This window comes from Candidatus Macondimonas diazotrophica (genome assembly GCF_004684205.1).
Taxonomy (GTDB): Bacteria; Pseudomonadota; Gammaproteobacteria; order UBA5335; family UBA5335; genus Macondimonas; species Macondimonas diazotrophica.
Window position 1 is genome coordinate 1 of the sequence record NZ_SRIO01000014.1, and the last position, 23,053, is coordinate 23,053.

The following is a 23,053-nucleotide window of genomic DNA, read 5'->3' on the forward strand; positions in this document are numbered from 1 at the left end:
GGGCAAGATCGGTCGCCACCCGGGAGCCGAACCGGCCGAGCCCGATGACCACAAACGTTCGACGTGCCATAGCGAATGCGCTCTCCCCGTCAGTGAAGGCCTGGCCCCTGCCCGCGAGCCGTTTGGGTGCCGGATCCGGTCTGTTCGGCATGCGCCCGATTCACCGCCCAGCTTGGACGCATACCCCGGGCGGGGTATCGGGCGCCGCTTCGGCAACCGATTCCGTCGCACGCCGATCGCGGATCGCGTCGGGTTGCGCACACCGCGGATGGTGGCTCGAAGCCTATGGGGAATGACCCGCGAAAAGCAATAGGCCGCCGTGCGCTCTCCCCTGCCCGGCTCTGTCGGCGCGTGGTCGCCCCCAGGGGCCTTCGCTGCGGGTCGCAGACGGGGTTCACAATCTGCTCGGTGGTCGTGCCATTGGTGCGATCTTCGTTGTCGATCTGCGCGCCGGGATCGCGGCTTGGACCGCTGCCGCTTTACACGAGATCCCTCAGGAAATCGGCGACTTCGGGGCAATGCTCCATGCTGGCTATTCACGTCGGCAAGCGCTCTCTTTTGCCGGGAGGATTATCCATGGAAGCGTGAGTCTGCTTCGCTCCTTGTCGGTCGAGCGTTCCGTCGTCACAAGGTAGGTATATGGGTTTGGTGTCTGACGCGTGAATCGGGGCTGCAGAACGAGGCGCCGGAACAGTGTGTCTATTGACCAGAACGGCGGCGCCATTCGTTGCCAGGGTGGACGACTGCGAGATCTCGATGTCCGTGGTGCCCGAATACCCTCCCGACTACCGTTCGGTTCTCCCGTCCGTGCCCGATCGCTTCCACGCGCATGCGCCAGGGGCTATCCGCCAGCCATGCATCGCCGGCACGATGGCCTTGATGGGTTAGTACGATCGGGGCGCAACGATCCGGATTTCTTGGCGGTCGCGCATCGCGCACCGGCGGGGGTGTTGCACGAACAGGTCCGCGGCCCTACGCATTGCGCTCGGAGCGGCGTGCGAGATGGGGGCCATCTGCCGGCTCCCACCGCAGGCCGAGCCGGGCCATCAGCGCCTGGGCGTCGAACGGGGCGCGCACTTTCACGTCGTTGTCGAAGTAGCAATAGATGTTCCGGGTCGCAGCGGCCGGGGCCGGCCGCGAACTCACGCGGGCGGCATCGGCGGGCTCCCCGCCCGTTGCCCAGGCGCGGATTCGCTCCGCCCAGCGGTCCAGCGCCGCATCGGTATAACCACTGGCGTAGAGCACCTTATCCCCATGCAGGCGCAGATACATGAAGTCCGCGGTCACGTCTTCCAGATACGGCCAGCGCCCGGCGGTATCGGCCACGACCACGGCCACGTTGTGGCGCCGTGCGAGTTCGATGAACGCCGCGCAGGCGAAGCTGTCGTGCCGGACCTCGATTGCATGGCGCAGCCGGCGATTGCGGTCCGGCTCAAGGGACGGCGGCTCCCCCATGCGTGCCAGGCGATCATCGTGGTGGCGGGCGAGCGTTGCGGCGCTCTGCGTATCGTGTGGCAGGCCGGCGAGGAAGGCGTCGAACAGCGCGTCGTCGAACGCCAGGCTCGGTGGAAACTGCCAGAGGATGGGCCCGAGCTTTTCCCGCAGCTCGAACAGGCCGGAGGCGAAGAAGTTGGCGGACGCCGCGGTCGCCTGGCGCAGGCGCAGGATATGGGTAATGTAGCGGGAGGCCTTTACCGCGAACACGAAGTTCGGCGGGGTCTGCGCGTACCACTGCGCGTAGCGCGACGGGCGCTGCAGGCTGTAGAACGAGCCGTTGATCTCCAGGCTCGGCAGCCGGCTCGCGACATAGGCCAGCTCGGCCCGCTGCGGCAGCCCTTGCGGGTAGAACACACCGCGCCAGGGCGGATAGCGCCAGCCGGAGATGCCGATGTGAATCGGTATATTGTCCATCGCCCTCTGCCGTCCCAGTCAGTCCAATCCCCGCGCGCCCGGATCAGTCCGCTTCGCGCAAGACATGGCGCGGCACTGTCCCGGCGATCATGCGGTCCATTGCCGTTCGCCCCGGGCCGATGCGGAACCGAGCGTTCCGGTCATTGTCCCTTGACGATCGTGGCCGCCGATGGATCTGACGCCCGCGCATCGGGGAAGGTCCGGCATCGAACCCGGGATGTAGACGACCGTGCCTTCGGCGGACCAAAGTACGTTGGCGCGCCGCACCGGCCGGCACAGCCGGGGCAAGCATGTCGCCATGGCCCTGACTCGAAGGCTCTGGCATCGAGCGCACCGCGATCCACCGCAACCGCAAGGCGTATCTTCCATGAGCGAATCTGCCGGAAAACTGGGTTTCAATGCCACCTGGTCCATGGCCGTGGGCGGCATGATCGGTGGCGGAATCTTCTCCACGCTCGGGGTGGTGATCGCCATTGCCGGTGCATGGGCGTGGCTGAGCTTCGCGGCGGCCGGGTGCATTGCGCTTTGTGCCGGCTACAGCTACGTCAAGCTGGCCGAATACTACGGGGAAGGCGGCGGCGCCTTCACCTTTCTTCGGAAGAACCACGCACCGCAGTTCGCCGGCAGCCTGTCCTGGGTCCTGATCGTGGGCTATGTGCTCACCAACGCGGTCTACGCCTTCACATTCGGCCAGTATCTGGCACATGTGGTCGACCTGGGGCCCTGGTTCGCCCGGACGGCGGCGATTGCCATCATCGCGCTGTTCGTCGGGCTGAATCTGCGGGGCGCGGGCGAGGCTGGCGGGGTCGAGGTGTTTCTTGTGTGGTTCAAGCTGATCGTGCTGGTCGGGCTCGCGGGCTGGGGTTTGGCGGCGTGGAATCCGCCGCTGCTCTCGCAGGGCGTGCCCGAGGCAGGCATCGGCGCGGCGCTGTTCGGCGCTGCCTCGGTATTCATGGCCTACGAGGGCTTTCAGTTGCTCACCTATGACTACGACGACATCGCCTCGCCGAATCAGACGCTCGCCCGCGCCGTGCTCTCGGCGATCGTCATCGTCACCGGTGTCTACATCCTCGTGGCGCTTGGCACGGCGATGCTGATCGGGGCCGATCAGGTCGTCGAACACAAGGAAATCGCATTGGCCGTCGCCGGTCGGGAGGCGCTCGGTACGGCCGGACTGGTGATCGTGACGGTCGCCGCGGCGTTCTCGACCGGTTCGGCAATCAACTCGACGCTGTTCGCCACCGCGCGTCTCGCGCACGAGGTCGCTTCGAACGGGGAGCTGCCGGCTGCGTTCGATCACACCAACCGAGCCGGGGTGCCGGACCGGGCCGTCCTTGGGTTGGGTGCATTCGCGGCCGTACTTGCCGTCGTCGGCACGCTGTCGATGCTGGTCGAGGCGGCCAGCCTGGCGTTCCTGTTCACCTTTGCGGTGGTGTGCGCGCTGGCCTGTGCCCGGCGCACGGGGAGCCGTTGGGTGACCGGTCTGGGTGCCCTCCTCGCAACCGCGGCAACGGTGGCCCTGATCGTTCGGCTTGCGCGCAACGAACCGCTTGCCCTGGCGTTTCTGGGTGTTCTGGTTGCGCTCGCCATGTTCGCTCGGCCGGTGCTCTTGCGACACGTGAAAACCGAGCAACCCTGACGGGCTGGCGGGCCCAGGGTTCGTCTGTCCGGCTCCGGCGGGCCATCGGGTCTGGGGCAGTGCGGCGGTCGCGTCCACGATCCGCCCAGGGGGACGGCACCGCCCTCTCCCGTCGTCCGATCGATCGGGACGGGCGCCGCGGGGCGTCCGGGGCGCCGATCAGGCCGGTTCGACGGGTGGGTGCGGTGCTGGTCGCCCGAAATAGAAGCCTTGAACCTTGTCGCAATTGCGATCGCGCAGGAAGCGTGCCTGGGCTTCGGTTTCGACCCCTTCGGCGACGACGGTGAAGGCGAGATTCTTGCCCATGGCGATGGTGGCTTCCATCAGCTTCTGATCCTCCGGGCTATGCTCCGAGTTGCGGATCACGCTGCCGTCGATATTGACGGTATCGAAGCGGAAGCGATTGAGTGTGGACAGGGAGGAGTAACTGGCGCCGAAATTGTCGATGGCGATGCGAACGCCCAGCATGCGGATCTGCCCGAGAATCTTGATGGCCTCGCCCACATCCGCCAATAACGCGCTCTCGGCCACGCCCAGTTCGAGCAACTCCGGATCGATCCCCGTGACACGCACGATCCGCCCCAGGTCATGCGCGAGATTCGGATCCGTAAATTGCCGTGCAGACAGGTTGACGCACATGGTCAGCGGCTTGCCCGTCGCCTGTTGAATGGCCATGCATTCGCGGCACGCGGTTTCGATGACCCATTTGCCGATCGGGATGATGAGCCCGCTTTCCTCGGCGATCGGAAGGAACTGTCGGGGCAGGATTTCGCCCAGCTGGGGGTGGGTCCAGCGCAGCAAGGCTTCCATGCCAGTGATCTCACCGGTGGCCAAATCATGCTGCTCCTGGTAATGCAGGCTGAATTCCCCATGCTCCAGCGCCTGACGCAAGGCGACTTCCAGACTCATGCGCTCCAGGCTTAGCTGGCGGTCGGTCTGTTGGTAGAAGTGGAATTTGTTGCGACCTTTTTCCTTGGCGTGATACATGGCGACGTCGGCCGCCTTGAGCAGGGACTCCTCGTCTTCGGCGTTCTTGGGATAACGACTGATGCCCACACTGACGGTCACGCGGAATTCCTGGCCGAGCAGGTCATAGGGCTTGCCGACGGCAGACAGGATGCGATTGGCCACGATCGTCAGGTCGCCCTCATCACATTGCTCCGGCAGCAGGACCACAAACTCATCACCCGCCAGTCGGGCGACGATGTCGCTCTCACGCACCGATTCCTGCAGTCGTCGAGCGACCTCTTTCAGCAGGGCGTCGCCGGCGTCATGCCCCAGGGTGTCGTTGATCAGCTTGAAGTGATCCAGGTCCAGGAACAAGACCGCCAATGGGCGGTGATAACGCTTGGCCAGCGCCAGGAGCTTGGTCAGCATATGGCTGAAGAACGCACGATTGGGCAGCCCGGTCAGGATATCGTGCTGCGCCATGTACTCAATACGCTTGGCATGGGCGACCTGTTCGCGTGCGGCGCGCTGACGGCTTTGCTGGAGCTGCCAGCTGAGATAGCCAAGCAGGGTCAGAAGCGCAATCAGGGCAACGCTGGCGATGCTGCTGCGCGCGATATAGGTCCTGGCCTTTGCGGCTGCCGGGCTCAGCTGTTCGGCTTCGGAGAGGCCAGCCACGACCACCAGCGGAAACTCGTACAGCTTTCTGGCCGCCGTAAAGCGCTTGATGCCGTCCCAGGGGTTGATCATCGACGAAACCGGCGTCAATTCAAACTCCTCGTCCCCGGTCAGTGGACGGTAATCGGTCGTTCCGCCAGCCGTGATCGTCTCGCCGCTGCGCGCGGCGCGAAAGATTCCGTCGGTACCCAGCAGGCCGATGAATCCGGCCTGGCCAAACTTGGCCGGGTCGTAGCCGCTGACGAAATAGGATGCGGTGACCGAGATCGTGACGATTCCCTCAAAGCGGTTGTCCGGGCCGGAAAGGCGCCGGGCGAACGTCAGAGTGGAATCATCACCGCCGGTCTCGGGTGCGGGCGGACTGATGACGAGGATGTCCTGGGTCCGCAGCAGGTCGATGGTGGCGGTGTCAGGAATGCGGTCCGGCGGCGCGGGGGCGGTGCTTGCCTCGATGCGGCCATCGGCATCGGCGATGTGGACCGTGAACAGAAACGTCGGCAGCAGCAGATTCTCGGCCGACAATCGGGACAACACGGCCTCGGCCTCGCCCGGCCGGTGGGCATAGACCACCAGCTTCAAGGTGCGGTCGATTTCCCGCATGGCGCGGACGACCTGCGCTTCGTAGGTATCGGTCAGTTCACGGGTGCTGAGCGTGGCCGCGGCATCAGCATTGGTGTGCTCCACGCGTGCCAGGCTGATCGTTGCCATCCAGAGCGCCCCGAGCAACAGGACGGCCAGGCCGGGAAAGAGGATCAGCGGTTCGGTGATCCGGCTCAACAGGTGGCGCAGGCGGGAGGTCGGTGTGAGCGAATCCGGCGTCGCCGTTTCTGCATCGTGCGTTTTCATTGGATCTCCAGCACCTTGACGCGTGGATCGACGGATTTCCGGTCGATGTAGCCGATGGCCTGGGGTTTTCCGGCGAGAATCTCCTTGACCGCCTCATCGTCAGGCGCGACACGCGGGGGCTGTCCCCGACCGGTGAAGATCATTTTCGACCAGTAGGCCTTGATGTCGGCAGGCCGCCGGTTGGCGATGCTCCGGTAGAAGCCCTCATGGGTCGATGAGGAATCGGGTTGATCGATGGGGATCGCCGCCTGACCGTCGGGGAACCGGTTCGTCTTGCCGAGAAAAATGTTGGTGATTTCGTTTCGGGAGATCGCGGTCAGCGGGTTTTGGGACGAAACCACGGTCACGACGTCGGCCGTGGCGGAGAGGCTGCTGGTGATCAACAGCAGTGCCACAGCCCAACAGCGGTGGCGGATGTTCAGGATAGCCATTGCAAATCTCCGCCTCAAAACACGAAGTCAAAGGTCACGGACAGCAGATCCACCTCACCGCCTGGTTCGAACCCCGGCTGGATATTGCCGAGTCGGCCAGCGGATCGATCCCCGATGTCGATGTGCTGGTATTCGAACTTCAGTGCCGCCGAGTCCAGCACTTCCCAGCGCACACCCAGCGCGATGCTGTCCTGGGCCGGCGCTGATGCTTGCAAGGCAGCGGCCAGGGCCGCATTGAGTTCCGCGGCAGCCGGGCGCAGGTCGCCCGGCACGTCGGCCAGCGGAACGCCCGAGGGCGAACGTGCCTCGGAATCCAGCGTCGCGTAGGTGACATAGGGCATGACCTTGCGCATGCGGTAGCCCGCGGTGGCGTACCAGCCGGTCGTGCGCGGCAATAGTCCGGCATCGCTGATGCGTGCCCATTCGCCCAGAAACAGCCAGTTGCCCGGCGCGTAACGCGTGCCCAGGGAGATCATTTCGAGCCGCGTATCATCGACGGTGTAGCGGTCTGCAAGTGCGCTTGCGAGTTGGCCCGACGTGGTTGCGCCGGCGGTTGACAGGGTCGCACCCAGCGCGGAGAAGCCACCGAACAGGTGGTCCAGCTCCGTCGAGTCGAACGTCAGATCCACCGACAGGTACCCCAGACGCATCGCGAACGCGTCGTACTCGATGGTGTTGCTGAGTATCCAGAGCCGGTCGCCGGAAATCTCGGTGTCACCGACTGCATCGAAGGTATTGCCGCCAAAGCTGGCCTGAAAGGCATTGATCGCTCCGCCAAAGCCGGTGTTCCAAGTCAGGTCCACCCCATCGAGATAGGTAATGGGAACCATGCCGTAGATTTCCTGGGGACCTCGCACCCACGGATTGGCATAGCCGACATTGGCGGTATCCGAGAACATGAATGTGGGGCTCACGGTTCGCCCGGCGCGCAGCGCCAGACCGGGTTGGGGCACGTATTTCACGTTGGCCCACTCCACACCCGGCGTCCAGGAACCGTCATGACCCCGCTTCGATACGACCTGCACGACGCCGCTCAGGTCTGCGCTGATTCGCGCATCAACCTGGGCGCCGAGCTTACTGTCCACCCCGGCAGACCAGGTGTCGGTGTGGCCGGCGCCGTCGGGCTGCAGATAGACATTGGACACCACATCGGCCTGGTCCTCATTGGAGCCAACCACGCCCAGGGTGCCGAAGCCGTGCAATGAAAAAACCGAGGAAAGGGGTTCGGCGGCGCTGACCGGCGTGCACAGCATCGCGCCGAACACCGAGAGCGCGAGCGGGTGGCAGATCGTGCCTGTTCGCTGATGACAGGCTGCCGGGTGCCTGCGCCGTTTGATTCTTCGACTCATCGTTTTCCCCCTGATCGGTTCGTGTGTTCCGGTCTGATCCGAACCGCTGGGCGCGCCGGGCGTCTCGTGTTCGGTGATCTTGACTTCGCAACGTCAAATCCATCGGCAACACATTGAGTTGCTTTAACAAGCAGCCCGGGGATGTCAAGCGCACGATGTCGATTCAGGGATTGCGGGGAGGCGTCGATACAGCAAGAGTCCGATCCGTTGGGCATGGCTTACGAGACCATCGCCGAAACCGGTTCGATGCGCATCAAGGAGGCTCGGCGAGGCGATGTCCAACGGAAAACTGTCACACCTTCTTTCCGTGTCATGGATCTATGATCTCTATCGTCTGGGTCATGCGGCATTTGTCGACAGTTCGGGCGAGATTTATCAGAAGATCCTCGAGCACATCGTGAAGGGCTTTTCTGCTACCAGTGGCTCCCTGGCGCTGCGTGGCGATCCGGGAACCGATGAGCTGACCATCGTCGCCGGCATCGATCTGCCGAAACAGGCGATGGGCGCGACGGTGAAATTCGGCGAGGGTGTACTCGGCAAGGTGGCCCAGGAAGGCACGCCGCTGCTGCTCAATGGCGACATGTCCCGGGATACCCGCTTCAAGAACAAGCAGGCCCGAGCGGAAACGCGAACACCGCGGTCCGCGATGTGCTGGCCGTTGAAGGTGGACGAAGCGATCATCGGCGTGCTCAGCATCAACAACAACACCGGCGTGGAGTTTCAGGCCGAGCAACTGCATCAGGGCAGTGTGATCACCAATCTGGTGAGTGTCGTCATCGAGAATGCGAACTTACATAACGCGCAGAAGTCCTTGATCGCGCAGCTCAAGGAAGCCCAGGCGCAGCTCCTCCAGTCCGAAAAGATGGCGTCGGTCGGACAGTTGGCCGCCGGTATCGCGCATGAGATCAACAATCCGATCGGCTACATCAACTCCAACCTCGGCTCGTTGCAGCAGTATCTTCAGGATCTGCTGACGATCGTTGCGGCTTACCAGAAACTGGAAGCTCGCCTGCCCGTGGACGAGGAAATCCGGGGATTGCAAAAGCTCCGGCAGGATCTCGATCTGGATTTTCTGAAAGAAGACAGTCTGGCGCTGCTGTCCGAATCCTGCGAAGGCGTTCAGCGCGTGCGCAATATCGTCCAGGATCTCAAGGACTTTTCGCATGTGGATTCGGCTGAATGGCAGATGGTCGACCTGCACAAGGGGCTCGACAGCACCCTGAACATCGCCCACAACGAAATCAAGTACAAGGCCGAGATCGTTCGAGAATACGGTGACGTGCCCCTTGTCGAGTGCCTCCCCTCGCAGCTCAATCAAGTATTCATGAATATGTTTATAAATGCAGCCCATGCAATTGAAGAAAAAGGAAAAATAACCATAAGAACCGGCCGGGAGGACACCTCGGCCTGGATCGAGATCGCGGATACGGGCAAGGGGATCGCGCCCGAACATCTCAGTCGCATCTTCGATCCCTTCTTCACCACCAAGCCGGTCGGCAAGGGGACGGGGCTGGGGTTGTCCCTGTCCTACAGCATCATCCAGAAACACCAGGGACGCATCGCCGTCGACAGCTGTCCCGGCAAAGGCACGACCTTCCGCATCGTGATTCCACTCAAGCGCGTGTCCGAAACCGCGCCACAAGGAGGTCTTGAGGATGCAGAATCCACCTGAGCGTCCGGATGCGCCCGCTTCGATGCCGTGGACACTGCTGTTCGTAGATGACGAACAGAACATCCTTTCCGCGTTGAACCGCCTGTTTCGCAAGGCAGGCCACCGGATCCTGACGGCGACCAGCGGCGCGCGCGGACTGGAGATTCTCGAGCAGGAGCCGGTCGATCTGGTGATCTCGGATATGCGCATGCCGGAAATGGATGGCGCGGCGTTTCTCGAACAGGTCTACCGGCGCTGGCCCGACGTCACCCGGCTCCTGCTGACCGGCTATTCGGATATCGAGTCCACCATCGCCGCGGTGAACAAAGGCCAGATTTATCGATATCTGCAAAAGCCATGGGAGGAACACGATCTCCAGCTGACGGTTCATCATGCGCTCGAAGCCAAGCGGCTGGCGCGCGAACGGCAGAAGCTGGAGGCCTTGATCCGCAAGCAGAATCTCGAGCTCAAGGAACTGAATCAATCGCTTGAAGCAAAAGTCGCGGCGCGTACACAGGATCTGCAGCGCGCGGCGGAAAGACTGCAGGAAGCGCACGACACGCTCAAGAAAAGCTATACGGCGACCGTCGAGGTGTTCGCGAACCTCATCGAGATGCGCAAGACCGGGATTGCCACGGATGCGCGCCGGGTCGCCTCGCAGGCGCATGCGCTCGCCCTGCGCCTCGGAATGAGCGAGCGCGAAGCCCAGCATGTGCTGTTTGCCGGCCTGCTGCATGACATTGGCAAGATCGGCTTGCCGGATCATCTGATTGACAAGCCCTACAATGCGCTGACCGCCCCGGAGCGCGCCCAGGTGGCCCAGCATCCGGCGCTGTCCGAAACCCTGCTGATGGCGATCGCGCCTTTGCAGGACGCGGCGCGGATCATTCGGGCGCATCGCGAACGCCCTGACGGCAAGGGTTATCCTGACGGTCTGCAGGGCGATCAGATTCCGCCGGGCGCCCGGATCCTGGGCGTCGTCAATGACTATTACGAACTGCAGCTGGGATTGATCGCCCCCGAACGCTATACCGCCTCGCAGGCCCAGCAGTTCCTGCGGGAAAATCGCCAACGGCGCTACGCTGGGCCGGTCGTGGACGCCTTTCTCGAGTGGCTGGAAACAACCGCCGATCAGACCGCCACAGCGACCGAACAGTGTGTTCGAGTCACGGCGCTGCGGCCCGGGATGGTGCTGACGCGCGATGTGTATACCCGCGGCAAGCTGCTGTTGCTGGCCACGGGGCATACCCTGGATGAACCCATCATCGCCAAACTGTCGGCCATGGAAAACCGCGGGGAAGAGTGGCGGTTCTACGTCCGCATGCCCCCATAAACCGCGCGCGCTCACGTGCGTTTGTTTCATGCCATTCTGTGATCATTGTCGGGCCGGTGCGGGGTATTGGCTATAATCCAGCGCTTCATCCCGCCATCAGGCAGGAGCGCCGGTTCGACGATTGGCTGGCCTGGCCGCTCGGGATGATCCGCATGCCTTGTCCCAGAACCGGATCCGGCGCTGCGCAATCAGGATGAAATGTCGAAGCAAATGCCGCGGAGGAAGGGATGCTGGAGCGACTTGCGGATCGATTGGGGCTCAATGCCATTCCCCAAATCTTTTTTGTCTCGGCCGGACTGGCCATCGGATTCGTGGCCTGCGCGATTCCATTCAGTGCCCAGTTCGCCGGTTTTTTCGGCGCGCTCACCGAGGCCACCGTCGCCTATTTCGGCTGGTTCTACATCCTGAGCGTCAGCGGACTGCTCGGTTTTCTCATCTGGGTGGCCTTGTCCCGCTATGGACAGATCCGCCTCAGCGCGGATCATGAAACGCCCGAATACGGCACGCTGACCTGGTTCTGCATGCTGTTCGCGGCGGGTGTGGGGACCATCCTGATGTTTTGGGGTGTGGCCGAACCGATGTCGCACTTCGCCAATCCGCCGCTGCAGAGCGTTGATGCCGGGTCGGCCGAAGCGGCCAAGCTGGCGATTACCATCTCGCTGTATCATTTCGGTCTGCACACCTGGACCATCTTTACCCTGCCCGCTCTGGCGATCGGCTACTTCACCTACCGGCAGGGACTGCCCATGCGCGTCAGCAGCGTGTTCTATACCGTGCTGGGCGAACGGATTCATGGTCCCCTGGGCTGGATCATCGACATCATTGCCGTGCTCGGGACCCTGTTTGGCGTCGCCGTCTCGATTGGGCTGGGCACCTTGCAGCTCAGCAGCGGCCTGAGTTATCTCCTGCAGATCCCGGTCACTACCAGCCTGAAAATGACGATCGTCGCCTTGATCACCATCATTGCGACGCTCTCGGTGGCGCTCGGACTCGATCGCGGGATCAAGCGCCTGTCTCAGCTGAATATCGGTATGGCACTGATCATCCTGGCGTTCATCTGGCTGGCCGGACCCACGCTGTTCATTACCGCCGGCACGGTGCAGAACCTGGGTGAATATCTGCAGAATCTGACCTGGCTGTCGTTCTGGACCGAAACCTATCAGGGTACCCATTGGCAGCGGCACTGGACGGTGTTCTATTGGGCCTGGACGATTTCATGGGCGCCGTTCGTCGGGATCTTCATCGCGCGCATTTCCCGGGGACGGACCATTCGGCAGTTCGTCGGCGGCGCGCTGGGCGTGCCGCTCCTGTTCACCGTGGTGTGGTTTTCGGTATTCGGTCTGGCCGCCATCGATCTCGAAATGAACCACGGCGCCGGGCTGGCGCAACAGGTCCGGGACGATGTGCCGCTGGCGCTGTTTTCGTTTCTGTCGAACTATCCCTTTTCAAGCCTTACGGCCTTGTTGAGTGTCCTCATCATCGTGATCTTTCTGACCACATCCGCCGATTCCGCGGCGCTGGTGGTCGATCTCCTGTCACGCCGCGCCGACCGGGTCTCGCAGATGCGACAGCGCATCTTCTGGACGCTGCTGCTCGGTGCAATGGCCGCGGCGCTCCTGCTGGGCGGTGGACTCCCTGCGTTGCAGAACGTGATCACCACCTTGGGCTTTCCATTCTGCGTGCTCCTGGTGTTCATGGCCGTGTCCCTGACGCGCGCCCTGCACGCCGACTACCTCGGGTATTCGCTGGCGGATCTGGCCGCCGGTCGCACGCCACACCTCGATCCCATGGGGGCCGATCCGGGTGACCGCATCGATTCGGACCGGAATCGCCACTAATGGCGAATGGCGTCGATCCTCGCGCCGCGATGGGGAGCGGCCCGACGCCCGATGAATGTCATGAGCCGTGTCATCGCTGCCGATAGGATAGGGACAACAACAATTTCAGGTGCCGCGCCAGCGATTCGCTGATCGGCCCCGTGCCGATCTTCCGGGACTGCCATGAATTCACTCGAATCGCCCTTCGGAATCCGCGGCCGGGACGAACCGCACATGCCGCTGCGCCGGCTTCGCTCGGCGGTGGCCTGGGTGCTCGCCACTGCCTGCATCGTCTGGTTGGGGCGCGGCGACCTGACCCACACCGGTTTTCTGTACCCCGCCCTGCTCGCCTGGGCGGCGTTCGCGCTTGCCGGGGATGAGGCGATCGGACGTTCCAACCTCAGGCGCGCGCGCGACCGGTGGCGGGATGCAGCCATCGTGGCCGGTCTGGCTTGGGCGGCCGACCCGCAGGCCACACTCTGGGCCATGCCGAGCCGGCCGGCCGAGGTCTTTTCGCTCACGCAGGGCGCTGCGGCAACGCTCGCTGCGGCATTCGCACTGGCCAGCCTGCTGGCGCGCATGCGCCGCAACGCGCCGCTGCCCCCGGCAAGTGCCTTGGCGTTCCTGGCTGTACCGATCGGTTTCAACCTGCTGCTGTTGCTGGGTAACCGTCCGCTGCTGGCGTCCTGGGGGAGCATCGTGCTGGGCAGCACCGCGGCCGAGCCGCTGCAGGCAGCAGTGGCGCGCAGCGTCCTGCTGGGCGGGCTCAATCTTGCGGCATTCTGGGGCATGGGATGGTTGCTCGACGGTCGGGCGACGCGCGATGTGCGTCTGCTGGTGGGCGTGGCGCTGTGCGGGCTCTGGGCGGCCTGGACGCCGGTGGTGGCCGACTGGGGCAGCGGCGAAACCCTGGCCGGATGGCATCCGGCCGTGGGCCTTGCCGGCGTGATCGGTCTGGCGGCCGTGGCCCAGGGCGGGCTGTGGGCGCAAACCTTCCTGTCGACCGGGCTGTTGATGCAGGGCTTGCGCGGTCAGCGTCCGCAGTGGACGACCTTGTGGCCACAGGCGCGGGAGGGTGCGGCCAAAGGCGCGATGTATGGCGCCCTGTTCATGCTGATTCTGGGGCTGGCGGGTCTGGCTTACCGCAACCCGCTGCTGCGCCAATGGCTGGCGGCGGCGCCCGTGCTGGCCGGCGTCATCCTGGGTCCGCTGCTGTTCGGTCTGGCGCGGACCCTGATCGAAAGTTTCGATGGCAGCGCGCCGTTTCTGTGGCGCTTGCGGAACAATCTCCGGATGCCGCGCAACTACGGCCGCGGCGTCGTGCTGGGGCTGGGGCTGGTGTGGATCGTGGAATACGATCTGGTGTCTGCATCTGGCGGGCAGCGCTTCGCAGCCGGGTTCCTGGTCGGCGCCGTGGTCGGTGCCGGGGTGGACTGGATGGCGCACCTCATTGCGCGTTTGCGCGGCCAGCGGCGATGCCTGGACACCGGCCGCGCCTACCTGTTTGCCGGGCTGATGGGCGGCGGCGTGGGCGGCATGCTGGCCTGGTACTTCGATGCCGCGCAGCTGCAGACCGTGGGCGACAAGCTGCTGCGCTACGCGCTGATCCATGGCCCCGTCGTCGGCCAGCCGGTCTACGACTATGTCACCTATCCCCTGTTCAGCCGTTGGGGCGCCATTGATCTCGGCGCTGTATCCGGCGGTCTCAAACAGTTCTATTGCGACTCTCTGGCCGGGGTCATCAACTGGTCGATCGCCGCCCCGCTGTTCAGCATCAACCTGATCGTGCTGACGGCGATCTTCAATCGCAGTCTCGAGCCGCTGCGCCATCTGTTCACCCGCGACGGGCTGGCCGGTGTGGTGACCCAGGCGGTGCGGGTGCAACGCTGGGGTCTGTGGATGGCGCCCATCATTCAGACCTTCCTCAAGATGGCGCCGACGCCAGCCTGGTACAACCAGGACGGCGCGCTGCGCACGGGCCTGGCCACCGTGCAGAGCCTGCGCCTGGATGAGGCCGCCTATCGGGAATGGAGCCTGCAGACCTTTCTGGGCCTGATGGCCTACGGCTGGCTGCGGATCCTGATCTGGTTCGATCACATGGGTCTGCGGGTCGCCACCTTGGTCAACCTGTCTTTCATTGGCGTGGACCGGCTCGAAACGCGCCTGTCGCGCTGGCTGGGCCATGCCGCGCCCACGCCGGTGATCCCCGAAGGCATTCGCCGCTTCGGCACCTGGGCCCCGCTGCTGCTGCCGTTCTATATCCCGCGCGGCGGCGAGTGGGATTTCGTCTGGCAGGAGTCCGAGCGTCTGGTCGCCCTGTCCGACGCCGCACTGCTGCCCGCCGCCGGGCTCCTGCGGGGCGTTTACGGGGGCGCGGCGATCGCGGCCCTCGCTGGTCTGGTCTGGATCTTCTGGCGGCTGCATCAGACCCGGGAGATCCATGCCCGCCGGCTGGTGGAGATGAACAGCGGGCGCTTTCACTTGGAGATGGATGCCGACGGCAACAGCCGCTCGGCGGTCCACATGGCACAGGGCGCGATGCTCGATTTCTCGCGCCGGGCAGCGGATTGTGCGCTACCGCATGGACAGACGTTCTATCTGCAGGACCTGGAGCCGGATGCGGCGTGTTCCAGTCCCCCGGTCGACCTGCTGCGGGCTGGATTACCGGCGCAGCGGCGCATCTGGCGCAGCCCCGAAGGAAACGCGATCCTCACCCACGAGCGGCCCGATGGCCTGGCTGTCCAGATCGACGTGCAACCCTGCCTGCACGCCGAGGCCATGCGCTGGCGCATCCAGTTGCACCACAGCGGATCGCAGACCCGGCGGCTACGGCTTACCGGCTATCTGGAGTGGGCACTCAATCGGCCGGATGTCTATCTGCGCCGACCCGATTTCAATGCCATCCACGTCGGCGTGCGCTTTCTACGTGATCAGGCCGCCCTGCTGGCCCACAACCGCCTTTTCGACGGTGAAGGGCCCAAGCGGCATGTGCTGGGCTATGGTTTTCTGGCGGTCGCGCAGAACGACCGCGTCCGGTTGGTGGGGTATGAAGACGATCGCAGCCGCTTCCTGGGGCGCGGGACCGGCCAGGCGCCCGAGGCGCTCCTGACGGGCGAGTTGCGGAATCCGGACGACGAGGGGCTGCTCTACCCCTTCGATCCGGCTGCCGCCCTGCAGGTGGAGCTGGAACTCGCGCCGCAGGACACGCTGACCGTCTCATGGGTCCAGGGCTGGGCGGATACCGAATCGGCCGCGCTGGCCGCGATCGCCCCAGCATTGACCGGAAAGCCCGCTGCATCGGTGCCGCCCGGCGCGCCGCCGTGGCGCCGCATTCGGCCCCGGCCGGGCCTTGATCCCGCGGCCCGCTTCGAGGCGCAAGGCCGCGCCTTCGAGATGACGCCCGACACCCCCCGCCCGTGGACCCACATGCTGGCCAACCGCCAGGGGCACGGCGTGCTCATCGGCAACGACGGTGCCCAGTTCTCCTTTTCTGGTAACTCACAGCAAAACGGCCTGACCCCCTTCGTTCTGGACACCCTCCCCGCCCAGTCCTGCGCCCAGGCGATCTATGTCACCGATCTGGATACCGGCGCCATCCTCAGCCCGGGCTACACCCCGCTGCGGCAGGCGGCGGCACACCGGGTCCGTTTCGAACCGGGTCAGGCCGTGCTCAGCGCCACCCACCCTGATTTCGCTCTGGCGCTCACCATTGCGGTGCTGCCCGATGAGCCGCTCGAAATCCGCCTGCTGCGGGTCGAGAACCGCAGCGCGCAGGCCCGTACCCTGCGCCTGACCGCCTTCGCTCACCTCGCCCTGGCTGAGTTGCCCGAAGACAGCCATGGACAGATCGAGACTCGCTTCGATGCCGCGCTCGGCGCCTGTCTGTTCACGCGTCCCGGACAGCGCTTCCATGCCGGGACCGGATTTCTGGCCATCGACCTGCCGATCGAAGCCCATACCTTCAACCGCCGCGCCTTCTGGGGGGCGCAAGGCGACGCCACCTGCCCCGTGCTCGCGCGTACCGGCTGCCCGGAACACGACCAGCTCTCGGACGGCGCAACAGTGGCCGCCCTGAGCGGTGTGTTCCGGCTCGAACCCTTTGCCGTGCGTGACGTGGCGGTGCTGATGGGACAGGCGTCCACGGCGGCACAGGCCGAGCACCTGATCCGCGCTCATGGCAAGCCGGCCGCGGCACGCGGAGCGCTGGATCGTACCCGCGGGTACTGGGACGGCATCCTGAACCAGCTGCGCATCGAAACCGACGATCCGGCATTCGACCGGCTGGTGAACGACTGGCTGCCCTATCAGGTCCTCACCGCCCGGCTCTGGGGCCGGCTGGGCCCGAATCAGCGCAGCGGCGCGTACGGCTTTCGCGATCAATTGCAGGATGTGCTCCCGCTGATCTGGACCTGGCCGGAGCTGGCGCGCGAGCAGATCCTGCGCCATGCCGGCGTGCAATTCCGCGAAGGCGACGTGCTCAAGTGGTGGCATGGCGCCGCCCCCGGTGGCATCGGCCTGGGGCAACGCAGCCGCGCCAGCGACCCGCATCTGTGGCTACCCTATCTGACGGCGCACTACGTGTCGGCGACCGGCGATTGGGCGCTACTGGACACGCAGGTGCCCTATCTCGAAGGCCGCACGATCCCCAAGGGCTGGCCGGATTTCGCCTTCGTGCCGCGCATCGCGCGCGATCAGGACAGTCTCTACGTCCACTGCCGGCGCGCCATCGACCTGAGCCTCCGGCAACTCAGTCCGCGCGGCCTGCCGCTGATCGGTGCCGGGGACTGGAATGACGGCCTCGATCAGCTCGGCGTCCATGGGCGTGGGGAAAGCGTGTGGATGGCGCTGTTCCTGTTCGATGTCCTGCAGCGCTTCCTGCCCCTGACCGAGCGCATCGACGGCACTGCGGCCGCGCAGCGTGATCAGGCAGCAGCGGCGCGGCTGCGCGAGGCGATCGCCGGCTGCTGGCTGGGCGACCGCTTCCTGCGCGCCACCAGCGATGCCGGCGAAGCGTTTGCGCCCTTGAGCGCCTTGATGGCGTCCTGGCCGGCGATTTCCGGAGCGACCAGCGCCGAGCGCGCCGAAACCGCCTTGCGCGCGGGACTGGCCGGCCTTGAAACCCCGGCGCTCATCCGTCTGCTCGATACCGCCTTCGATGGCAACAGCCGTCCCTATCCGGGCCGTATCGCGCTCTATCCGCCCGGTGTGCGGGAAAACGGCGGCCAGTACACCCACGGGACGACCTGGCTGATCGATGCCGCGCTCTGTCTGTGTCGGGACGCCGAGCGCGCCGGAGATACCGCGCGGGCCGATCAGTGGCGCCGGCAGGCGTGGTCGATCTGGCGCAAGCTTTCGCCCCTGGACAAGGACCCGATGCCGTTCGGCCTGCCGCCCTACCAACAGGCTGCGGATGTGTACTGGGGGGCAGGACACGACGGACGTGGCGGCTGGACCGGCTATACCGGTGCGGCAGCGCGCATGCTGTGGACCGCCTACGACCTGCTTGGCCTGAGGCTGGAAAACGGCACGTTCCACGTCGATCCCGCTGCGTTCGTGCGCACCGGCGTTCCCCGGCTGAAGGCGGTGCATTATGGCGGGCGGTGCTACCGGCCGGGGGCGGATTCCGACGATCGGAGTGAGCCGTTGTGAAGCGCATCCGATGTTCTGCATGGAGCAAAAAAATGGGGTGGGCGGGTCAGTAAACAAGGTTTCTGGATCGTGACCAGACGGTGTCGATCACGGAACCTTTTTCCTGTGTGATCGCTCTGAAGTGGACGGCATTTGAAAAGTTTTCTTGATGCCGGCAATCGCGCCTTTTCATCAGGAAATTGAAACGTCCATCTTGGAGAACCAGGAGAAATCCTTATGTCCGAAAAACTGAATACCGACCAACTCCATGAACTGCTCTACCAGGCGCTGGAAACCGAAAATGGCGGCATCAAGATTTACGAAACAGCCATTTCTTGTGCCGTCAATTCGGATCTCAAAGAAGAATGGCAGGAGTATCTTGACGAGACCCGCCATCACCATCAGACCCTGCTGAATCTTTTCAAAAAAATCGGACTTGACCCAGAAAAGGAAACCCCCGGTCGCCAGGTGGTTTCCCACTTGGGTGATTCACTGGTCCATGCAATGGAAATGGCAAAGAAATCGGGAAATCCAGAGGCAGCGCAATTGGTTGCGGGAGAGTGTGTCACCCTCGCCGAGACGAAGGATAATCTTAACTGGGATCTCATCGAACTGCTTTCTGAAAAGGCAAGCGGAAAAATCCGCGACCTTCTCAAGGAAGCGCATGAAGAAATCGATGATCAGGAAGCCCATCACCTTTATCACACCCGCGGCTGGACGCGTGAACTGTGGATTGAAAGTCTTGGACTTCCGGCCGCATTGCCGCCACCCGAGGAAGCCAAGAGTGTAAAAACCGCCATTGGTGCTGAGCGGGCGAAGAATAAACGCGACGATATGACTTGACTGGCGTTGAGTTTTGACGGGTCATGCGCGTCATCGGTGTGAGTTTTCCCTGATGAGACCGTGACACAATACAGCGAAGGAAATGGCACGCACACCGGCTAACTTGTTCAACCGAGCGTAATGGCGAGCGGCTCGAGCCCAGCGATGGTCGCCTCGAGCCGGTCTCCTCGCCCAACGGGCCCGACGCCGGCCGGCGTGCCGGTGAAGATCAGGTCGCCCGGATGCAGCCCGACCAACCGCGACAGCGCGGCGATGATCTGCGGCGCCGTCCAGATCATCTGATCCAGATTGCCCGACTGGCGCGCCGCGCCGTTCACTTCAAGCGCGATCGCTCCGGATTCGAGATGGCCGCATGCCGCGACCGGCGTCAGCGCCCCGATGGGCGCCGCACCCTCGAAGCTTTTGCCCAGATCCCACGGCCGGCCGTGTTGCTTGGCCATGTGCTGCAGGTCGCGCCGGGTCATGTCCAGGCCCACGGCGTAGCCCAGGATGCAGTCGTGCGCGTCGATCTCGGGAATGTTCCGCCCACCGCCTCCGAGTGCCACCACCAGCTCCACTTCCGGCTGCAGGTCCGAGGTCGCCGGCGGGTATGGCAGCACCGCGCCGCTCGGCACGACCGACCAGGCCGGCTTCATGAAGAAAAACGGCGGCTCGCGGTCCGGATCGCCGCCCATCTCACGCGCATGGTCGGCGTAATTGCGCCCGACGCAATAGATCTGGCGCACCGGAAACAGCCCGCCCGATCGGACTGGGATCGTGACCGTGGGTGCGGGCGCAAGGACGAGCTTCATCGACAGACTCCGAATCATCGGTTGGATTTCCGGTGCGATTCACCGCGCGACATGAACCGCGCTCGCTGCGAGTGTAGCGTGCTGCGCATTGCGGGACGCCGCTGCGTGCCGGCGATCCGGGCCGCTAACCGGCTTGTGCGGCCCATCCGACAAACCCCACAGTGCTTTTGTCGCAAACCCGCCAATTGTCGTTCGGCAAACCCGACCGGGAAACCCGGCGATTATTTAAGTTATTGATCAGGAGATATAAAACATCGCTATCCGGGCTTTGGCCCGCTTCCTGCTGAGTAGCTGACAGACCCGCATGGCCGGTGCCCAGCATCCGGCCCCGCCACCGACCCCGGGAGGCCCGCGATGAGCAGTTTGTCCAGCACCGTCCAGGATGTCTTCAACGAGCCCGGTTGCGGCAAGAACCAGGGCAAGTCGGACAAGGCGCGCAAGAAGGGCTGCACCAAGCAGCTCCAGCCCGGCGCGGCGGCCGGCGGCTGCGCCTTTGACGGCGCCAAGATCGCCTTGCAGCCGGTCACGGACGTGGCGCACCTGGTGCACGGGCCGATCGCCTGCGAGGGCAATTCCTGGGACAACCGCGGCGCCAAGTCCTCGGGCTCGCTGCTCTACCGCACCGGCTTTACCACCGACATCAACGAGACCGACGTGGTGTTCGGCGGCGAGAAGCGGCTGTTCAAGGCCATCCGCGAGGTGATCGACAAGTACGACCCGCCGGCGGTGTTCGTCTACCAGACCTGCATTCCGGCACTGACCGGCGACGACATCGACGCGGTGTGCAAGGCGGCGCGCGAGAAGTTCGGCAAGCCGGTGATCCCCATCAACGCGCCGGGCTTCGTCGGCAGCAAGAACCTCGGCAACAAGCTGGCCGGCGAGGCGCTGCTGGAGCACGTGATCGGCACGGAAGAACCCGAATACACCACGCCCTACGACATCAACATCATCGGTGAGTACAACCTCTCGGGCGAGCTGTGGCAGGTGAGGCCGCTGCTGGACGAACTCGGCATCCGCATCCTGGCCTGCATCTCGGGCGATGCGAAGTACCGCGAGGTCGCCCAGTCGCACCGCGCGCGGGCGGCGATGATGGTCTGTTCCAAGGCCATGATCAACGTGACGCGCAAGATGGAAGAGCGCTACGGCATCCCGTTCTTCGAGGGCTCGTTCTACGGCATCGGCGACATGAGCGAGTCGCTGCGCGAGATCGCCCGCCTGCTCATCGAGCGCGGCGCGGACGCCGAGCTGATGGCGCGCACCGAAGCGCTGATCGCCCGCGAGGAGGCGCGCGCCTGGGCGGCCATCGCGCCCTACAAGGCATCGCTCGCCGGCAAGCGGGTGCTGCTGGTCACCGGCGGCGTCAAGTCCTGGTCGGTGGTGGCGGCGCTGCAGGAGATCGGCATGGAGGTGGTCGGCACCTCCACCAAGAAATCCACCGCCGAGGACAAGCAGCGCATCAAGGAGATCATGGGCGAGGAAGCGCACATGTTCGACGAGCTCTCCCCGCGCGAGATGTTCAGGATCCTGAAGGGCGCCCAGGCCGACATCATGCTCTCCGGCGGCCGCTCCCAGTTCGTGGCGCTGAAGGCCAAGATGCCCTGGATGGACGTGAACCAGGAAAAGCACCACGCCTACGCGGGTTACGTGGGCATGGTGGAGATGGTCAGGCAGCTGCATCTGGCGCTGACCAACCCCATCTGGGCGCAGGTGCGGCAACTTGCTCCCTGGGAAACCAGCACGCTGACGCTGGATTCGCCCGTCGCGGCCGACGCGGCATCCACCGCGCAGGTGGAGGCGGCCTGATGGCCACGGTGCGCCACGCCAAGAAGGCCTGCGCGGTCAACCCGCTCAAGATGAGCCAGCCCATCGGCGGCGCGCTGGCCTTCATGGGACTGGCCGACACCATGCCGATCCTGCACGGCTCGCAGGGCTGCACGGCGTTCGGCATGGTGCTGTTCGTGCGCCACTTCAAGGAATCGATTCCGCTGCAGACCACCGCCATGAGCGAGGTTGCCACCGTGCTGGGCGGCTTCGAGAACGTCGAGCAGGCGGTGATGAACATCTACACCAAGTCGCGCCCGGCCATCATCGGCATGTGCTCGACCGGACTCACCGAGACCAAGGGCGACGATGTGGAGGGCTATCTCAAGCTCACCCGCCAGCGCCACCCGGAGCTTGCAGACACCGCGCTGATCTACGTCTCGACGCCCGACTTCAAGGGCGCTTTCCAGGACGGTTGGGCGGCCACCGTGCTGCGCATCCTGCAGGTGCTGGTGGAAAAACCCGCCGCGCCGCGCGAGCCGGCCACGGTGGCGGTGCTGCCCGGCTGCCATCTGACCGTGGCGGACCTGGAGGAGCTGCGGGAAATCCTGGAAGCCTTCGGGCTCGATCCGGTGTTGGTGCCGGACCTGTCCGGCTCGCTCGACGGCCACGTGCCGGAGGATTTCAGCCCCACCACCATCGGCGGCACCCGGCGCGAGGCGATCGCCGCGCTTGGCACGGCGGGTCTGGTGCTCGCCGTCGGGGAGCAGATGCGCACGGCGGCTGAGTGGCTCGGCCAGCACATCGAGGCGCCGGTACAAATCTTCGACCGGCTGCTGGGCCTCGGCGCCACCGATCGGCTCATGGCCTTTCTCGCCGACTACAGCGGCCGGCCGGTGCCGGCCAAGTACCGCCGTCAGCGCAGCCAGCTGGTGGACGCCATGCTGGACGGCCACTTCTACACCGGCGGCTGCAAGGTCGCCATCGGCGCCGAGCCGGATCTTCTGCACGGCGTGGGCCGGTTCCTGGCCGAGCTCGGCTGCGAACTTGCCGCCACCGTCACCACCACCGACTCGCCCGTGCTGGCGCATCTGCCGGTCGAGGAAGTGTTGATCGGCGATCTCGAAGACCTGGAGGCGCGCGCGGCCGGCTGCGACCTGCTGATCACCCACGCCCACGGCCGGCAGATGGCGCAGCGGCTGGAGATTCCGTTTTTGCGCATGGGTCTGCCCATCTTCGACCGGCTCGGCGCCGCGCATCGCCTCGCGCTCGGCTACCGCGGCAGCCGGGATTTCATCTTCGAGGTGGCCAACGCACTGATTGCCCACGGCCACGAACCGCATCCCGACGAATGGAGTGTGAGCGATGCGCCCGAAGCCGGTGCGGCGGCTGCGTTTGCCTAGAAACCCGAATCACCAGCGTGCCAG

The 23,053-nt window shown here is 64.7% G+C and carries 14 protein-coding genes; 9 read left to right on the forward strand and 5 right to left on the reverse strand.

Translation table 11 applies throughout. The features are described 5' to 3' along the window. The first annotated feature begins 374 nt into the window (after positions 1–374). Positions 375–635 carry a ZIP family metal transporter gene (locus tag E4680_RS14630; RefSeq protein ID WP_422666676.1) on the forward strand — a complete coding sequence of 87 codons (261 nt, stop codon included), beginning with the start codon at positions 375–377 and terminating at the stop codon, positions 633–635. Positions 636–972: 337 nt separating this feature from the next. On the opposite strand, the gene E4680_RS10355 is transcribed toward E4680_RS14630, so the two are convergent. Beyond that, on the reverse strand, positions 973–1,911 hold the full coding sequence (locus tag E4680_RS10355) for a DUF72 domain-containing protein (protein ID WP_135282340.1): 939 nt from the start codon (positions 1,909–1,911) through the stop codon (positions 973–975). Positions 1,912–2,278: 367 nt separating this feature from the next. On the opposite strand from E4680_RS10355, the gene E4680_RS10360 reads away from it, so the two are divergent. Further along, positions 2,279–3,550, forward strand: coding sequence for an APC family permease (locus tag E4680_RS10360; RefSeq protein WP_135282341.1), 1,272 nt, complete (start codon positions 2,279–2,281; stop codon positions 3,548–3,550). A 159-nt stretch (positions 3,551–3,709) separates the two neighbouring features. Here the strand turns inward: E4680_RS10360 and E4680_RS10365 are convergent, their stop codons facing one another. The 3 genes from E4680_RS10365 to E4680_RS10375 are packed head-to-tail and all read right to left on the reverse strand — an operon-like array spanning position 3,710 to position 7,802. Further along, positions 3,710–6,022 carry a putative bifunctional diguanylate cyclase/phosphodiesterase gene (locus E4680_RS10365; protein ID WP_205688891.1) on the reverse strand — a complete coding sequence of 771 codons (2,313 nt, stop codon included), beginning with the start codon at positions 6,020–6,022 and terminating at the stop codon, positions 3,710–3,712. Beyond that, entirely contained in the window at positions 6,019–6,453 is a 435-nt protein-coding gene (locus E4680_RS10370) for a type 2 periplasmic-binding domain-containing protein (protein WP_135282342.1), read from the reverse strand. Before E4680_RS10370 ends, E4680_RS10365 begins: the two co-directional genes overlap by 4 nt. A 14-nt stretch (positions 6,454–6,467) precedes the next feature. Then, complete coding sequence (locus tag E4680_RS10375) at positions 6,468–7,802, reverse strand: hypothetical protein (protein WP_135282343.1); 1,335 nt, start codon at positions 7,800–7,802, stop codon at positions 6,468–6,470. A 274-nt stretch (positions 7,803–8,076) separates the two neighbouring features. Between E4680_RS10375 and E4680_RS10380 the strand changes: the two genes are divergently transcribed. The 5 genes from E4680_RS10380 to E4680_RS10400 all read left to right on the forward strand — a co-directional run bounded on the left by E4680_RS10380 (position 8,077) and on the right by E4680_RS10400 (position 19,074). Next, the gene (locus E4680_RS10380) at positions 8,077–9,474 is read left to right on the forward strand and encodes an ATP-binding protein (RefSeq protein ID WP_135282344.1); all 1,398 of its coding nucleotides are present in this window, start codon (positions 8,077–8,079) and stop codon (positions 9,472–9,474) included. Beyond that, positions 9,458–10,786 (forward strand): response regulator c-di-GMP phosphodiesterase, NosR family, encoded by a 1,329-nt coding sequence (gene nosR, locus E4680_RS10385; RefSeq protein WP_135282345.1) that lies wholly within the window; start codon positions 9,458–9,460, stop codon positions 10,784–10,786. Before E4680_RS10380 ends, nosR begins: the two co-directional genes overlap by 17 nt. A gap of 227 nt (positions 10,787–11,013) precedes the next feature. Beyond that, positions 11,014–12,624, forward strand: a complete 1,611-nt coding sequence (locus tag E4680_RS10390; RefSeq protein ID WP_135282346.1) for a BCCT family transporter — start codon at positions 11,014–11,016, stop codon at positions 12,622–12,624. Positions 12,625–12,786: 162 nt separating this feature from the next. Next, positions 12,787–18,252 (forward strand): GH36-type glycosyl hydrolase domain-containing protein, encoded by a 5,466-nt coding sequence (locus tag E4680_RS10395; protein ID WP_135282347.1) that lies wholly within the window; start codon positions 12,787–12,789, stop codon positions 18,250–18,252. A gap of 216 nt (positions 18,253–18,468) precedes the next feature. Continuing rightward, a complete protein-coding gene (locus E4680_RS10400; protein WP_135282348.1) occupies positions 18,469–19,074 on the forward strand; it encodes a hypothetical protein in 606 nt (201 codons plus the stop codon). A 107-nt stretch (positions 19,075–19,181) separates the two neighbouring features. Here the strand turns inward: E4680_RS10400 and E4680_RS10405 are convergent, their stop codons facing one another. Continuing rightward, positions 19,182–19,865 (reverse strand): fumarylacetoacetate hydrolase family protein, encoded by a 684-nt coding sequence (locus tag E4680_RS10405; RefSeq protein WP_135282349.1) that lies wholly within the window; start codon positions 19,863–19,865, stop codon positions 19,182–19,184. Positions 19,866–20,219: 354 nt separating this feature from the next. On the opposite strand from E4680_RS10405, the gene nifE reads away from it, so the two are divergent. Next, positions 20,220–21,668 carry a nitrogenase iron-molybdenum cofactor biosynthesis protein NifE gene (gene nifE / locus E4680_RS10410; RefSeq protein ID WP_135282350.1) on the forward strand — a complete coding sequence of 483 codons (1,449 nt, stop codon included), beginning with the start codon at positions 20,220–20,222 and terminating at the stop codon, positions 21,666–21,668. Next, the gene (gene nifN / locus E4680_RS10415; protein ID WP_135282351.1) at positions 21,668–23,029 is read left to right on the forward strand and encodes a nitrogenase iron-molybdenum cofactor biosynthesis protein NifN; all 1,362 of its coding nucleotides are present in this window, start codon (positions 21,668–21,670) and stop codon (positions 23,027–23,029) included. Before nifE ends, nifN begins: the two co-directional genes overlap by 1 nt. Positions 23,030–23,053: the final 24 nt, after the last annotated feature.